General features: G+C 62.1%; 17 protein-coding genes and 1 pseudogene. 15 read left to right on the top strand and 3 right to left on the bottom strand.

Annotation, left to right across the window (positions count from 1 at the left end; translation table 11 throughout):
- Positions 1-11: 11 nt before the first annotated feature.
- Together N8A98_RS21725 and N8A98_RS21720 are read left to right on the top strand one after the other, a co-directional pair.
- Positions 12-1,169, top strand: a complete 1,158-nt coding sequence (locus tag N8A98_RS21725; protein WP_262168424.1) for a L,D-transpeptidase family protein — start codon at positions 12-14, stop codon at positions 1,167-1,169.
- A gap of 98 nt (positions 1,170-1,267) precedes the next feature.
- Positions 1,268-1,471: a DUF6898 family protein gene (locus N8A98_RS21720; RefSeq protein WP_262168422.1), complete on the top strand. Its 204-nt coding sequence runs from the start codon at positions 1,268-1,270 to the stop codon at positions 1,469-1,471.
- Between the two features lie 6 nt (positions 1,472-1,477).
- Here the strand turns inward: N8A98_RS21720 and N8A98_RS21715 are convergent, their stop codons facing one another.
- Entirely contained in the window at positions 1,478-1,951 is a 474-nt protein-coding gene (locus tag N8A98_RS21715) for a BA14K family protein (protein WP_262168420.1), read from the bottom strand.
- 198 nt (positions 1,952-2,149) lie between these two features.
- Here N8A98_RS21715 and glyA point away from each other — a divergent pair, with 198 nt between their 5' ends.
- The 6 genes and pseudogenes from glyA (at position 2,150) to nusB (ending at position 6,703) form a co-directional block, all read left to right on the top strand.
- Positions 2,150-3,454 (top strand): serine hydroxymethyltransferase, encoded by a 1,305-nt coding sequence (gene glyA, locus N8A98_RS21710; RefSeq protein ID WP_262168418.1) that lies wholly within the window; start codon positions 2,150-2,152, stop codon positions 3,452-3,454.
- A gap of 11 nt (positions 3,455-3,465) precedes the next feature.
- Entirely contained in the window at positions 3,466-3,945 is a 480-nt protein-coding gene (gene nrdR, locus N8A98_RS21705) for a transcriptional regulator NrdR (protein ID WP_113121502.1), read from the top strand.
- Entirely contained in the window at positions 3,942-5,051 is a 1,110-nt protein-coding gene (gene ribD / locus N8A98_RS21700) for a bifunctional diaminohydroxyphosphoribosylaminopyrimidine deaminase/5-amino-6-(5-phosphoribosylamino)uracil reductase RibD (RefSeq protein ID WP_262168417.1), read from the top strand. Before nrdR ends, ribD begins: the two co-directional genes overlap by 4 nt.
- A gap of 56 nt (positions 5,052-5,107) precedes the next feature.
- A pseudogene (locus N8A98_RS21695) lies at positions 5,108-5,724 on the top strand (riboflavin synthase).
- Between the two features lie 37 nt (positions 5,725-5,761).
- Complete coding sequence (locus N8A98_RS21690) at positions 5,762-6,208, top strand: 6,7-dimethyl-8-ribityllumazine synthase (RefSeq protein ID WP_390888850.1); 447 nt, start codon at positions 5,762-5,764, stop codon at positions 6,206-6,208.
- Positions 6,209-6,703 (top strand): transcription antitermination factor NusB, encoded by a 495-nt coding sequence (nusB, locus tag N8A98_RS21685; RefSeq protein ID WP_113121498.1) that lies wholly within the window; start codon positions 6,209-6,211, stop codon positions 6,701-6,703.
- Positions 6,704-6,920: 217 nt separating this feature from the next.
- On the opposite strand, the gene N8A98_RS21680 is transcribed toward nusB, so the two are convergent.
- A complete protein-coding gene (locus N8A98_RS21680) occupies positions 6,921-7,370 on the bottom strand; it encodes an outer membrane protein assembly factor BamE (RefSeq protein WP_113121497.1) in 450 nt (149 codons plus the stop codon).
- 161 nt (positions 7,371-7,531) lie between these two features.
- On the opposite strand from N8A98_RS21680, the gene N8A98_RS21675 reads away from it, so the two are divergent.
- From N8A98_RS21675 to N8A98_RS21650, 6 genes are all read left to right on the top strand, one after another.
- Positions 7,532-8,059 carry a ubiquinol-cytochrome C chaperone family protein gene (locus N8A98_RS21675; protein ID WP_262168413.1) on the top strand — a complete coding sequence of 176 codons (528 nt, stop codon included), beginning with the start codon at positions 7,532-7,534 and terminating at the stop codon, positions 8,057-8,059.
- Positions 8,056-8,601 carry a YceD family protein gene (locus tag N8A98_RS21670; RefSeq protein ID WP_113121495.1) on the top strand — a complete coding sequence of 182 codons (546 nt, stop codon included), beginning with the start codon at positions 8,056-8,058 and terminating at the stop codon, positions 8,599-8,601. Before N8A98_RS21675 ends, N8A98_RS21670 begins: the two co-directional genes overlap by 4 nt.
- A gap of 126 nt (positions 8,602-8,727) precedes the next feature.
- Positions 8,728-9,798: a phosphate acyltransferase PlsX gene (plsX, locus tag N8A98_RS21665; protein ID WP_262168410.1), complete on the top strand. Its 1,071-nt coding sequence runs from the start codon at positions 8,728-8,730 to the stop codon at positions 9,796-9,798.
- On the top strand, positions 9,795-10,772 hold the full coding sequence (locus N8A98_RS21660) for a beta-ketoacyl-ACP synthase III (protein ID WP_262168409.1): 978 nt from the start codon (positions 9,795-9,797) through the stop codon (positions 10,770-10,772). The genes plsX and N8A98_RS21660 overlap by 4 nt, the downstream gene beginning before the upstream one ends.
- A gap of 233 nt (positions 10,773-11,005) precedes the next feature.
- Positions 11,006-11,317, top strand: a complete 312-nt coding sequence (locus tag N8A98_RS21655; protein WP_035097678.1) for an integration host factor subunit alpha — start codon at positions 11,006-11,008, stop codon at positions 11,315-11,317.
- A gap of 27 nt (positions 11,318-11,344) precedes the next feature.
- Complete coding sequence (locus tag N8A98_RS21650) at positions 11,345-11,800, top strand: MerR family transcriptional regulator (protein ID WP_113121492.1); 456 nt, start codon at positions 11,345-11,347, stop codon at positions 11,798-11,800.
- 85 nt (positions 11,801-11,885) lie between these two features.
- Here the strand turns inward: N8A98_RS21650 and N8A98_RS21645 are convergent, their stop codons facing one another.
- Positions 11,886-13,418, bottom strand: coding sequence for an MDR family MFS transporter (locus tag N8A98_RS21645; RefSeq protein ID WP_262168405.1), 1,533 nt, complete (start codon positions 13,416-13,418; stop codon positions 11,886-11,888).
- Positions 13,419-13,503: 85 nt separating this feature from the next.
- On the opposite strand from N8A98_RS21645, the gene N8A98_RS21640 reads away from it, so the two are divergent.
- Positions 13,504-14,049, top strand: coding sequence for a MarR family winged helix-turn-helix transcriptional regulator (locus tag N8A98_RS21640; protein ID WP_262168404.1), 546 nt, complete (start codon positions 13,504-13,506; stop codon positions 14,047-14,049).
- Positions 14,050-14,125: the final 76 nt, after the last annotated feature.

Genomic DNA, 14,125 nt, shown 5'->3' with positions numbered 1-14,125 from the left:
CCTTCTGGGATATGTTCGACCGCAACCGTGTCCTGCGCAATGTTGATCAGAACGGCAATACGGCCGCCGCCCAGGCGCTGATTGCCACCAATGAGCCGATCCTGTCCTATGACACGGCCTACAATCTGCAACTGGCGATTTCCCAATACGAGCCCTTTGTCGCTGCCGGCGGCTGGGAAGAAACCCCGCAGGAAGCCTATGGCCTCAAGCTGGGTGAATCGCGCAAGGCCGCCATCGCGCTCAAGCGCCGCCTGATTTCCTCAGGCGACATGGCAATGGTCGAAAGCGTCAGCGATATGATCGACGCTCCCGCCGATGCTGGCATTCGTGCTTTCCAGGCCCGCCATGGCCTGGTCGTCAATGGCGAGGTCGATGAAGCCACCTGGTATGCACTGTCGGTGCCGGCGCAAACCCGCCTCAACCAGCTCTATCTGAACGCCCAGCGCGTCCAGACCATGGCGGCGAACCTCAGCGAACGCTATGTCGTGGTCAACATTCCGGCCGCCACCATCGAGGCTGTCGCGGGCGGCATGGTCGAGCAGCGCCACACCGCCGTTGTCGGCCGGGTCGATCGCGCCACCCCGATCATGGCCAGCAAGGTCAGCCAGATCAATTTCAATCCCTATTGGCATGTGCCCAAGTCGCTGGTCGAGCGCGACCTGACCAAATACATGCAGGAAAATCCGAACTACCTGGCCGAACAGAACATCCATATCTACGATGGCAGCGGCAACGAAATTTCGCCCTCCACCATCGATTGGACCAATATCGGCAATGCGGTCAATTACATGTACCGCCAGGAGCCGGGCGCGGCCAATTCCATGGGCCATTGCAAGATCAACTTCTACAATCCCTACGATTGCTACCTGCACGACACCCCCTCCAAGGCGCTGTTCGGCGAAAACGCCCGCTTCCATTCTTCAGGCTGTGTGCGCGTCGAGGGTGTCAACCAACTGGTCAACTGGCTGCTGCGCGACAATGGCGATTGGGATCAGAACAAGGTCGACATGACTTTTGAATCGCTGCAGCGCCTCGATGTCGAGTGCAAGGCCCGCGTGCCGCTGCACACCACCTACATCACCGCCTGGGCCAACAAGCAGGGCACGGTCAGCTTCCGCGACGACGTTTACGAATTCGACGCCCAGGGCAAGGTCACTTTCGACGCCTAAATCCAGGTCTCACCCAACGAAAACGCCCTCCATCTGGAGGGCGTTTTCGTTTCTACAGGAATCGGGCAAGCTTCACCGGCAAACTAGGGACCGCGCCCATGCCGCAAGGTGAAGTTCTGTTTGAATTCGTCCAGCTCGGCCAGCAAATGCGCGTCGCCGCCATTGACAGCGCCAGTGGCACTGAGGTGGTCGTCATTACCCCCGTCTCGGCGACCCGCCATCAGATGCAGCAACTCGCCCTCGCCAAACTGCGCCGGAAACTCCAAACCGAAGCCCCGGCGCCCGAAAAGCGGTTGTTCTAGGCTTAACTACAGCTGGCAGCGACGGCGGACGCCGTCATAGCCCATGAACGTGTCGGTCTCTTCGTCATAGGAGCGGTAGCGCGAATAGCAGGCATTCACATGGGCCTGATACGAGCTGCCGCCATAAACCGGCTGCCCGCCGTAATTATTGTTGTTCTGGTTGGCGAGAGCGCCGCCCAGCAGTGCGCCAAAGCCGAAACCGAACAGGCCAGCTGCGATGCCATCGAGCGAGTCGCGGCGATTGCGGTAGAAGTTGTTATAATCGCGATCGTTCCACCCACCGCCATAATAGCGGCGGCAGTCGCGGTCATTGCGGTAGCGGTCACAATAGCTGGTGATCACCCGGTCGCGTTGTGAAAAGCTGTTGCCCGGTTTCGGGTTCATCATCACGCCGCCCTGGGCAAATGCTGGCATCGCACCGGCGAGCATCACGGCTCCGGCCATCACCGTCGCGGCAAGTTTTCCAAATTTCGTCGTCATTTCGAATTCTCCAAAACCACCCCGCCGGCTGGGAACTCCAGCCCACTGCAACACAAATGCGCAAGCGCATCCTCCGGTTGCCTGCCAATTGAGAATTTACTGTGGCAATGCATGGATTGAACCGGCGGTTCGTGCTAGAGGCTGCGCCCGTATCATCCTTCCGACACCACATGTTGGGATCGCCCTGGAGTTAAGCCCATGAGCGCTGCGACCTCTCTTCCGCTCTTTCCGAAGTTCTTTTCCGCCAATCTTGCCGAGATCGATCCCGAGATCGCGGGCGCCATCAATGACGAACTGGGCCGCCAACAGCACGAAATCGAGCTGATCGCGTCCGAGAACATCGTCTCCCGCGCCGTGCTCGAAGCCCAGGGCTCGATCATGACCAACAAGTATGCGGAAGGCTATCCGGGCAAGCGCTATTACGGTGGCTGCCAGTTCGTCGACGTGGCCGAAACCCTCGCCATCGAGCGCGCCAAGCAGCTGTTCGGCGCCAATTTCGCCAATGTGCAGCCCAATTCAGGTTCGCAGATGAACCAGGCCGTGTTCCTCGCGCTGCTGCAGCCGGGCGACACCTTTATGGGTCTCGATCTGAATTCGGGCGGTCACCTCACCCATGGCTCGCCAGTCAACATGTCTGGCAAGTGGTTCAACGTGGTCTCCTATGGCGTGCGCCGCGACGATCACCTGCTCGATATGGATGAAGTCGAACGCCTCGCCCATGAGCATAAGCCCAAGCTGATTCTGGCCGGCGGCACCGCCTATTCCCGCGTCTGGGATTGGGCCCGTTTCCGCCAGATCGCTGATGCCGTTGGCGCCTATCTCATGGTCGACATGGCCCATATTGCGGGTCTGGTTGCTGGTGGCGTGCATCCATCGCCCGTGCCTCATGCCCATGTCACCACCACCACCACGCATAAATCCCTGCGCGGCCCACGCGGCGGCATGATTCTCTCCAATGACGAGGATATCGCCAAAAAGATCAATTCGGCGGTGTTCCCGGGCCTGCAGGGCGGCCCCCTGATGCATGTGATCGCCGCCAAGGCAGTCGCCTTCAAGGAAGCACTGCAGCCCGAATTCAAAGCTTACGCCCGTCAGGTCGTCGATAATGCCCGCGCTTTGGCCGAAACGCTCAAGTCGCATGGCCTCGATGTCGTCTCCGGCGGCACCGATAACCATCTGATGCTGGTCGACCTGCGCAAGAAGAACGCCACCGGCAAGCGTGCGGAGCAGGGCCTTGGCCGTGCCTTCATCACCTGCAATAAAAACGGCATTCCCTTCGATCCGGAAAAGCCCTTCGTCACCTCGGGTATCCGCCTGGGCACCCCAGCCGGTACTACCCGCGGTTTTGGCGTCGCCGAATTCCAGGAAATCGGCAGTCTGATCGTTGAAGTGCTCGATGGTCTGCGCGAGGCCAATTCCGACGAGGGCAATGCCCTCGTCGAAGCCGCCGTGCGCGACAAGGTCAAGGCGCTCACCGCGCGCTTCCCGATTTACGCAAACTAAAAGGGCTGAGGATGCGCTGTCCGTATTGCGGCAACGACGATACGCAGGTCAAGGACAGCCGTCCCACCGAGGATTCCGGTGCCATCCGGCGCCGCCGCGTCTGCAATGGCTGCGGCGGCCGCTTCACCACCTTCGAGCGCGTGCAACTGCGCGACCTGACAGTGGTCAAGAAATCGGGCCGCAAGGTCCCCTTCGACCGCGAAAAGCTCTCGCGTTCGGTCTACACCGCCCTGCGCAAGCGCTCGGTCGATCCAGATCGCACCGAACGCATGATTTCGGGCATTGTCCGCCAGCTCGAAAGCCTGGGCGAAGTCGAAGTCACCTCCGACCAGATCGGCGAATATGTCATGGAAGGCCTCAAGGGCCTCGATGACGTGGCCTTCGTCCGCTTCGCTTCGGTGTACAAGAACTTCTCCGCTGCCGACGATTTCCGTTCCTTCCTCACCGAACTCGCCTCCGGCAAGGGCATTGTGCAGGATCAGGACGATTGAGCGGGCCCAGCCCCGAGGATATCCGCTGGCTTGATGCCGCCGTCCGCTATGCCTTGCCCTATCTCGGCACCACCGCTGACAATCCCACCGTTGCCGCACTCGTCGTCGATCCGGTCAACCAGACGCTGATTTCCCGCGCCGTCACCGCCAAGGGCGGCCGCCCTCATGCCGAGTCGCAGGCGCTGGAGGCCGCTGGCTTTGAAGCCTCGGGCCGCACCCTCTATGTCACGCTTGAGCCCTGCCACCATTGGGGCCGCACCCCGCCTTGCGTCGATGCGGTGATCCGCTCCGGCGTGCTGCGCGTCGTCATCGGCACTGGCGATCCCGATCCGCGCACGGCCGGCGAGAGCATCCGCCGCCTCGAATCGGCCGGCATCGAAGTCATCCTGGCCGATCACGCACCTTCCCGCGCCTTGCATGCCGGCCATGCCATGCGCCACGGGGCAGGGCGCCCCTTCGTCACCGTCAAGCTCGCCGTCTCTGCCGATGGCATGATTGGCCGCAAGGGCCAGGGCAATGTCGCCATTACCGGCGAGGCTGCCCGCGACTGGTCACATCTGCAGCGCGCCCGCTCTGAAGCCATTCTCATCGGCGCCTCCACCGCGCGCCTCGACGATCCCCAACTCACCGTCCGCCTGCCGGGCCTCGAGAATCGCAGCCCGCTCCGCGTCATCCTGGTCGGCGCCAAAGGGATCGATCGCAAGGTGAATCTGGTTGATCGCTTCTCCACGCATCGCCTTGCAATCATTGCAGAAACCGACTCGCCGGTGGACGCGCCACCGTCCGTCGAGGTCATCCGCGTCGAAGGCAAAAAGGGCCGCCCCGACCTCGCCCTGGCGCTTACTGCTCTCGCCGGCAAAGGCATCCAAAACCTGCTGGTCGAACCTGGCGCCCGCCTCACCGCGGCCCTGCTCGACGCCGGGCTGATCGACCGTTTTGCGCTTTTGACCAGCCCCGTGACCATCGGCAAGGGCGGTTTGCCCGCCAGTTCCGGCGACCCACTGGCCGATCGGCTCGAAGCGGCGGGCCTCGTCGAAACCGACCGTCAACAGCTGGGCGACGATCTGCTCACCATCTTCGAACGGCGTTCAACCATTTCGCAGTAGTCGCAGGCGCCTCCGCCTCGCTATATGGTGCTGCCAACTCACATATAGGATTGCCCATGTTCACCGGTATCGTCACCGACGTCGGCAAATTGCTCAAGGTCGAAGATCCAATGACGGCCGCGTGCTGCGCATCGGCACGGAATATGATGCTGCCTCCATCGACATGGGCGCCTCCATCACCAATGACGGCATCTGCCTCACAGTTACCGATAAGGGCAATGAGAACGGCCAGAACTGGTTCGAAGTCTTCGCAGCGCTCGAAACCCTTGCTGTCACTCAGGTCGGCAAATGGCAGGCCGGCCGCCGGGTAAACCTCGAACGTTCCCTCAAGATCGGCGACGAGCTGGGCGGCCACATCGTTTCTGGCCATATCGATGGCATGGCCGAAATCGTCGACAAGAAGGAGACCGGCGAGCAGATCACCTATACATTCGCCGTTTCCGATGCCGTTGCCCCCTTCATCGCCAAAAAGGGCAGCGTGGCTCTCAATGGCACTTCGCTCACCGTCAATGATGTCGAAGGCAACCGCTTCTCGGTCCATTTGATCCCCTATACGGTTGAAGTTACCTCCTGGGGCGATTATGGGGTTGGCGACAGCGTCAATATCGAGGTCGACCCCATGGCGCGCTATGCCGCGCGCCTGTTTGAAACGCTTGGCGACTTCCGCAAATAAGGACTGCCCCATGGCCTCTCACGGCGCCAACTTCCCCATCGAGCCCGGCTCCGCCGATGGCCAGCACTTCCTCATCGTCGAGGCCCGCTATTACGTCGAGCTGGCTGACGAACTCCTGGCTGGTGCTTCCGCCGCTCTCGAAGCTGCCGGCGCCACCTTCGACGTGGTGACCGTCCCCGGCGCCCTCGAAATCCCCGCTGCCATTTCCATGGCCATGGAAGCTGGCGACTATGACGGCTTTATCGCCCTGGGCACCGTTATCCGCGGCGAAACCACCCATTACGAGATCGTCTCCAACGAAAGTGCCCGCGCGCTGATGGAGATTTCGGTGGTCGATGCCCTGCCGCTGGGCAATGGCATTCTCACCGTTGAAAACGAGGCTCAGGCCTGGGTCCGCGCCCGCGTCTCCGAGCAGGACAAGGGCGGCGGCGCTGCCCGCGCGGCTCTGGCCATGGCCGCCCTCAAAATCCGGCTGAACGCTTAAATGGCCGACGCACCCAAACGCGACCCGCAATCCGAACGCCCCGCCAACCAGCGTGGCGCCGCCCGCCTTGCCGCCGTTCAGGCGCTCTACCAGATGGATGTCGGCCGGGCGACGCTCGAAGACACGCTGGCCCAGTTCGGCAGCTTCCATCTCGGCCGCGAGATCGAAGGCGAGCAATATCTGCCCGCCGATGCTGATTTCTTCCGCCAGATCGTCTCCGGCGTCACCAAGCACCAACTGGCCATCGACCCCGCCGTCGATCGCGCCCTGGCCGATGGTTGGCCCGTCGAGCGTGTCGACGCCACCCTGCGCGCCATCCTGCGCGCCGCCGCCTTCGAGCTGCTGCGCCGCAAGGACATTCCGCCCCGCGTCGTCATCACCGAATATATCGACGTGGCCAAGGCCTTCTACGAAGACGACGCCACCGGCATGGTCAATGCCGCCCTGGACGCCATCGCCCGTGAAGCCGGGGCGGACCTGAACGAAACCAAGTAAGCGTTAGTGGCGCAGACCACCACCTCGGTGAATTCCGCAGCTGTTGCCCCACCCACAATGTCATCCCCGCGAAAGCGGGGACCCCCGTTCCCGGATGCCGGCAATAAAACAGAGGTTCCCGCTTTCGCGGGAATGACACCGCGTTTTGAACGCACTTCACAAAAACAAAAAAAGCCCCGGCAAGACCGGGGCTTTTTCAATGCATCGTCGTTTGGACTTACCCGCCGAACGACTGCAAAATCTGCTGGATAAACGTGCGGTCCTCGCCGAACGAAGGCGTACGGCGGCTTTCCACCGTCACGGTCTTGCCATCGGCTGCCGTGTACACGGCCTTGTCGATGACCTTCTTGTTCTTGTCGAAATAGATCGCCAGCACCGTGCGCGACTTGATCGAGGTCATCCCGAACGCCGTCTGCTGCACCTTGGTCTCGACATAGTAATAAGCTGATTGGTCGCCAAACGTATTGGTCGATTGCGGCGAGCCCAGCACGATGGTCACCAGTTCCTGGCTCTGGCCGGGGCGAATCTGTGCCATCGCGGCTTCGGAGATTTCATAGCCCTGGGTACGCTGGCTGATCAGCTGGGTGCCGCTGCTGCTGCAACCCGCCAGCACGACGGCAATCGCTGCAACGGCGGCAATGGAACCTGAAACGGTACGCAGAGGCATGAATTTGACTTCCCCGATGGCTCTCGACTATAGGCACGACGACAAGGCTTTGGCCTGTTCTGGCCGCCGGAATGTGTAGCCGCCAACATGTCGGTCTGGCAAGCTGGCATTGGGCGGGCAGGGTGTCTTGTTAAAACGATCGAGCCATTGAGCGCAATCCCATGATCTTGTCACTCTTTCGCAAGAACACTGCCACCGAGCCGGTTTACGCCGTCTATAACGCCATTGTGGCGCAATCCCGGCAGCCTTTCTTCTACGCCGATTGGCTCGTGCCCGACACCGTCACCGGCCGTTTCGACATGATCAGCCTGCATATGGCGCTCTTGTTCCGCCGCCTGCGGGCCGAGCAGGGCGGTCAGAAGGCGTTCAGCCAGGCCGTGTTCGACCTTTTCTTCAAGGATATGGACCGTTCCCTGCGCGAAATGGGTGTGGGCGATATCGGTGTCCCCAAGAAAATCCAGAAAATGGGCAATATATTTTTCGGCCTGCTCGCAGCCCTTACCGAGGCCATGGATCGTCGCGATGCGGCCGCCCTTGAGGCCGTGCTGTCGCGCAATATATATGACGGGGCATCCGGCGCCCATGTTCAGGCGCTGGCCGCCTATCTGTTTGTGCAGGACGATGCTCTTGCCGCCCAGTCCGCCGAATCCATCATGACTGGCGCCGTCCAGTTCGAGGCCGCTGCATGACCCATAAGGAAACGCCCTTGCTCGACGCCATTGTCCGCATCGACCGGCTTCCCGCCACCGGTCGCGCCATCAAGGTCGCGCCCGATGCGGCGACCCGCGAGGCATTGGCTGCCCTGCTCAAGCTCACCGCTGTCGAAACCTTCCACGCCGAACTCACCGTGGTGCCCCTGCGCGGCGGCCTGCGCGCCCAGGGCCGGCTAAGGGCGCGAATCGTGCAGCCCTCCGTTGTCACCTTCGAATCGGTCACCCAGGAGGTCGATGAACCCATCGATCGGGTTTTCCTGCCCGAAGCCCAGAGCCATAAGCCCACGCCCGGCTCCGAGGTTTTCGTCGATCTGGACGATGAGGATTTTCCCGATCACATCGATGGACCCGAAGTTGATCTCAGCCCCTTGCTGATCGAAACACTGGCATTGGGCATCGATCCCTATCCGCGCCTGCCGGGCGAAAGCCTCGATGCTTTGGGCGTTCTGCCCGACGAAACCGATACCGGCCCCTTTGCCGGGCTCAAAAAGCTCAAGCCGGGGCCTGAAAAGGCATGATCCGGCCATAGGGAAGCCCCTTTCTCACCTCATCAAGCCCGCCGGATCACTTGGCTGGGCTTGCACCCTCCCTGTGATGGGATATGTTGCGGCACTGCCCCTTACGGGGTCGACTTACGGGCAAATATGACCGACACGATTACAATCTCAGTGGACGCCATGGGCGGGGACAACGCGCCACGGGCGGTGATCCACGGGGCCTATCTGGCGCTGCGCGAGCGCAAGAATACCAAATTCATCTTCCATGGGCGGCAGGAGCAGATTGCTCCTCTGCTCGAAGAGTTTCCGGCCCTCAAGCCTGTCTCGATCGTGCGCCATAGCGATGTCGTCATCGCCGGCGACGAAAAGCCCAGCCAGGCTCTGCGCAAGGGCCGCGGCACTTCCTCCATGTGGATGGCCATTCAGGCCGTCAAGGATGGCGAAGCCGATGTGGCCGTCTCCGGCGGCAATACTGGCGCACTGATGGCCATGGCCACCTTCTGCCTGCGCCCCATGGAAGGCATTTCCCGCCCCGGCATCGCCGCCATCTGGCCCACTCTGCGCAGCGACATCGTCGTGCTCGACATGGGCGCCACCATCGGCGCCGATGCCCAGCAATTGGTCGATTACGCCATTCTGGGCTCCGCGCTCGCCCGCTGCCTGTTCGATAGCGAGCAACCCACAGTGGGCCTGCTCAATGTCGGCACCGAAGAGGTCAAGGGCCTCGATTCGATCAAGGACGCCGGCAAGATCCTGGCCCAGGCCAGCGGCGCCGGCTTCATCTATCACGGCTTTGTCGAAGGCGATGATATCGGCAAGGGCACGGTGGACGTTGTCGTCACCGAGGGCTTTGTCGGCAACGTCGCCCTCAAGACCGCCGAAGGCACTGCCCGCCAGGTCAGCTCCTATCTGCGCAGCGCCCTCAAATCCAATCTGATGAGCCGCATCGGCGCTTTCTTCGCCATGTCGGCGCTCAATGCCCTGCGCCGTAAGATGGACCCGCGCACCGTCAATGGCGGTGTGTTCATGGGTTTGAATGGCATTGTCATTAAATCCCACGGCGGCACCGACGAAATCGGTTATAAGAGTGCCCTGGGCCTGTCCTATGAAATGGCGCGCAGCCACCTGATCGACAAGATCGGCGAAACCATGAAGCGCTTTCCCGTCCATGCGGCCCCAGCCGCAGATGTGACCGAATCTGAGGCAAAACCGGCGTGACCAAGACGCGTTCCATCATCCGCGGTGTCGGCGGGTATCTTCCTGAGCGAATCCTCACCAATGCCGAGTTGGCCACCATGGTCGACACGTCCGATGAGTGGATTCAACAGCGTGTCGGCATCAAGGAGCGCCATATCGCGGCCGAAGGTCAGTTCACCTCTGATCTTGCGGTCGAGGCTGCCCGCCAGGCCATGGCCAATGCCGGCGTTACCCCCGACGATATCGATCTGATCATCGTCGCCACCACCACGCCCGATTATACCTTCCCGGCCGCTGCCACCCTGGTGCAGATGAAGCTGGGCATGCATCACGGCATGGCCTTCGATATCCAGGCCGTGTGCTCGGGCTTTGTCTATGCCGTGGCCACTGCCGATAGCTACCTCAAGAATGGCCTCGCCAATCGCGCTCTGGTCATCGGCGCCGAGACCTTCTCGCGTCTTCTCGATTGGACCGACCGCACCACCTGCGTGCTGTTCGGCGACGGCGCGGGCGCGGCCATCATGGAACGCGTCGAGCTGGCCGACGATGCGCCTGAACGCGGCGTGCTCGCCTCGGCCCTGCGTTCCGACGGGCACCATTGGGACAAGCTCTATGTCGATGGCGGTCCGTCCTCCACCGGCACCACCGGCCATGTCCACATGCAGGGCCCTGAAGTCTTCCGCCACGCCGTGGGCAAAATTACCGACGTGGTCTACGCCACCCTTGAGAAAACCGGCTACACCGTCGCCGATCTCGACTGGTTCGTGCCCCACCAGGCCAATCGCCGCATTATCGATGGGGCAGGGGCCAAGCTGGGCCTGCCGCCCGAAAAGGTCGTCGTCACGGTCGATCGCCACGCCAATACTTCGGCGGCCTCCGTGCCGCTGGCGCTCAGCGCTGCGGTGGCCGATGGCCGCATCAAGCGGGGCGATCTGGTGATGCTCGAAGCCATGGGCGGCGGTTTCACCTGGGGCGCCTCCCTTATTCGCTGGTAACCGCCAAGGGCGCATTGACCTCAACCGTTTCAAGGCGTTAGTGTCCTTGCCGTCGGAGGAAACCTCGCGCAGAAATCTGCCCCGTAACGGATTGGCAGGAAGCGCTGGGGCGTAGGGAAGGATCCCGCAGTGTGGCACGGCTCTCGATGAGCGGTGCTGGAACAAGTGTATCAGGGACGCCATTGGCCGTCCCGGCCTGGGGATTTGGCCCTGTTGGCAACACGGGGGTGCGAATGACGCAGAAGACGGTAACACGCGCTGATCTGGCCGAAGCGGTTTACGGCAGCGTTGGGCTTTCTCGAACCGAGTCGGCCGAGCTGGTGGAGCGCGTGCTCGAGCTGATCGGCGATGCCCTGATCACGGGCGCCAATGTCAAATTGTCATCTTTCGGCTCGTTTCAGGTGCGCTCGAAAAACGAGCGTATCGGCCGCAATCCCAAGACCGGCGAGGAGGTTCCGATCCTTCCGCGACAGGTTCTTGTGTTCAAACCCAGCAACGTGTTGAAGTCCAAAATCAACAAGTCTATGGTCAGCGCTGGAAAATAAGGCATTTCAGCGAGTCTATGGCCCACCGTGGATAAGTCACCAGACGCATTCCGGACCATCTCTGAAGCAGCCGAAGAGCTCGACCTGCCACAGCATGTCCTGCGCTTCTGGGAGACCAGGTTCGCGACCATCAAGCCGCTGAAGCGCGGCGGTGGCCGTCGTTACTATCGTCCCGAAGACGTGCTCCTGCTCCGCGGCATCCGTCACCTGCTCTATGATCAGGGCTTCACCATCAAGGGCGTGCAGCGCATTCTCAAGGACCAGGGCAGCCGCTACGTCATCGCCGTCGGCGAAGGCCGCCCGGTCGAAGAGCTGCTCCCCCTGATCGAGATGGCCGAAGAAGCCGGCGACGAAGCCGAAATCGAAGAAGCCGTCATGCACGCGAGCCCCGCCCTCGACCGCGAATCCCGCGACAAGCTCTCCGACGTCCTGCGCGAACTGCTGGAATGCAAACGCATCCTCGAACGCGCCCGAGAGACCTGACGGGTCTATCAGTCGGCGCTCCAACCCCGATCATTCACGGTGTCATTCCCGCTTTTGCGGGACTGACCCGGTGGGTTGAATTGGCCTATTCCGCCACAGCCGCCTGCGGCCCCGGCTCAGCCTTATGCTGCTCCAGCTTCTTGTTCTCCACGAGCAGCGCGCAGATCAGCCCCACCACAAACAGCCCCGCGCCGAAATAGAACACCGAGCCGAAGGCCGTCGCGAACACTTCCACCACTTCCTGCGCCGCAGCAGCGGGCAGAGTGGCAATCGCCGCTGGCGTCATCTCGCTCATCGTCCCCGGCATCACGGCCAGCGTCTCTGCTGAGATCCCCGTCTGGCCGCGCAACAGCCCCGCCGTCAATATTCCGCCATTAGCCGCCAGGCCCAGCGAGGCCCCGATCATCCGCGCCAACGTCAGCGTCCCGGTCGCTGCACCCACATCCCGGCGCGGCGCCGAAGACTGCACGGCCACCATCAGCGTCTGCATTTGCAGACCGATTGAGAACGAGAAGAAGAACATCAAAATCCCGATCACCCAGATCGGGGTGGCGGCATGCACCGTTGAGAACGCCAGCATGACCAAAATGCCCAGCGCCATCGCCGCCACCGGAAATGGCTTATACCGCCCCGTCCGCGCCACGATATATCCCGTGCCGATCGACGCCACGAGCGAGCCAACCGACGAGGGCAAGAATAGCAGCCCCGCATAGGCCGGCGGCAGGCCGGTCACCGTCTGCAGAAACAGCGCGAAATAGTTGAGCATGCCCAGCGTCGCCACGCCCGAAATCACCGAAATCATCAGCGCCAGCGCAATGGTCCTGTTGCGCAACACATGCAGCGGCACGATCGGCTCCACCGCGCGCTTTTCCACCAGTACAAAGGCGGCAAGCGCCGCAAGCGCGATCACCGGCAGCAGGTAAACCATCACCCCGCCATAGCCGCCGCCCAGCGCTTCCTCGGCCCAGAACACCGTCGCCGTCACCGCGCCCGCCAGCAGCAAGCCGCCCGGATAATCAATGCTCGGCTGCCGCCCGGTCTCAAAGCTCGGCATCACCAAAGCTAGCACGGCAATCACCGCAACGCCGATCGGCAGGTTGATCAAAAAGATATATTCCCACCCGATCGCCTGGCTGATCACCCCGCCCGCCACCGGCCCGATCAGCCCCGACAGGGTGAACACCGCCGAGCTGTAGCCTTGGTATTTCGCCCGCTCGCGCGGCTCGAACAGGTCCGCAATGATGCCGAAAGCCGAGGTCATCAGGCCGCCGCCGCCCAGCCCCTGCAACACGCGCGCCGCGATCAGGCTTTCCATGGACCAGGCAAAGCCGCAGGCCAGCGAGCCGATCACGAACAGCCCGATCGCCACCATGAACACCTTCTTGCGCCCGAACAGGTCACCCAGCTTGCCATAGAAGGGCGTCACTGCCGCCGTCGCCAGCAGATAGGCCGCGCCCACCCAGCCGAATAGTTCGAGCTTGCCCAGATCCGCTGCAATAGTCGGCAGCGCCGTCGCCACGATCTGCATGTCGAGCGAGGCCATGAACATGCCCACCAGCACCAGGACATAGATCACCATCTTGCGGCGATGCGTGAGGACGGGAGCTGTAGCGGTCATGGCGGGCACCTGTTGAATTTGCGCCAAACTGTGCTAGAGTCATATACATGTCAATAGCACATATATGATAAAAGCATGGAACAGCATGGCCAAAACTGAGAGCGACGCCCGCGAAAGCCACCTTGCCCACCTCATTGGGCTTGGGCTAAGCCCCGCCGCCGCGCAGGCGACCATGGATATCGACCATGTCATGACCCACATCCGCCGCTCCATGCAGCGTCGCGAAATGGGCCGCATGGCCCTGCGCGACCTCAAGCTCGATATTGAGGCCGCCGATCTTGAAATTCTGGCCGCAATCGAACTCTGCGCCATAGAGGGCGGCGAGGCCACGGTCGGCCTCATTGCCGAACGCCTCAATATCGACCCCTCCCGCGCCAGCCGCGTCGTGGCGGATGCCGTGGAAAAAGGCATCGTGCGCCGCGTCGCCTCGCAGTCCGACGCTCGCCGCATCGGCCTCGAACTCACCGATCTCGGCAAGCAGCACGCCGCCGCCATCCGCGCCTACAAATGGGGCATTTTCGCCGAAGCCTTGGGCGATTGGCCCGAAGAAGACCTCGTCACCTTCGCCCGCCTCTTCCAACGCTTCAGCAGCTGGATCGCCGAAGCCAAGGCAAAAGCCGGGAAAGGCTAGGGGGCGTCCTCGATTCCGCCCTGGAGTGGAGAGATCCCTCCCCCTATCAGGGGGAGGCTAGGAGGGGGTATCCCCT

It is taken from the genome of Devosia neptuniae (genome assembly GCF_025452235.1).
GTDB lineage: Bacteria > Pseudomonadota > Alphaproteobacteria > Rhizobiales > Devosiaceae > Devosia.
Note: the sequence above shows the minus strand (reverse complement) of the source record. Positions and strands in the feature narration are given on the sequence as shown.

Excerpts from the sequence above, each read along its gene's own strand:
- N8A98_RS21720 (WP_262168422.1), top strand. The coding sequence starts at position 1,268 with ATGCCGCAAGGTGAAGTTCTGTTTGAATTCGTCCAGCTCGGCCAGCAA.
- N8A98_RS21640 (WP_262168404.1), top strand. The coding sequence starts at position 13,504 with ATGGCCAAAACTGAGAGCGACGCCCGCGAAAGCCACCTTGCCCACCTC.
- N8A98_RS21715 (WP_262168420.1), bottom strand. The coding sequence starts at position 1,951 with ATGACGACGAAATTTGGAAAACTTGCCGCGACGGTGATGGCCGGAGCC.
- plsX (WP_262168410.1), top strand. The coding sequence starts at position 8,728 with ATGACCGACACGATTACAATCTCAGTGGACGCCATGGGCGGGGACAAC.
- N8A98_RS21675 (WP_262168413.1), top strand. The coding sequence starts at position 7,532 with ATGATCTTGTCACTCTTTCGCAAGAACACTGCCACCGAGCCGGTTTAC.
- nrdR (WP_113121502.1), top strand. The coding sequence starts at position 3,466 with ATGCGCTGTCCGTATTGCGGCAACGACGATACGCAGGTCAAGGACAGC.
- N8A98_RS21655 (WP_035097678.1), top strand. The coding sequence starts at position 11,006 with ATGACGCAGAAGACGGTAACACGCGCTGATCTGGCCGAAGCGGTTTAC.
- glyA (WP_262168418.1), top strand. The coding sequence starts at position 2,150 with ATGAGCGCTGCGACCTCTCTTCCGCTCTTTCCGAAGTTCTTTTCCGCC.
- N8A98_RS21670 (WP_113121495.1), top strand. The coding sequence starts at position 8,056 with ATGACCCATAAGGAAACGCCCTTGCTCGACGCCATTGTCCGCATCGAC.
- nusB (WP_113121498.1), top strand. The coding sequence starts at position 6,209 with ATGGCCGACGCACCCAAACGCGACCCGCAATCCGAACGCCCCGCCAAC.
- N8A98_RS21680 (WP_113121497.1), bottom strand. The coding sequence starts at position 7,370 with ATGCCTCTGCGTACCGTTTCAGGTTCCATTGCCGCCGTTGCAGCGATT.
- N8A98_RS21725 (WP_262168424.1), top strand. The coding sequence starts at position 12 with ATGTTCGACCGCAACCGTGTCCTGCGCAATGTTGATCAGAACGGCAAT.
- N8A98_RS21645 (WP_262168405.1), bottom strand. The coding sequence starts at position 13,418 with ATGACCGCTACAGCTCCCGTCCTCACGCATCGCCGCAAGATGGTGATC.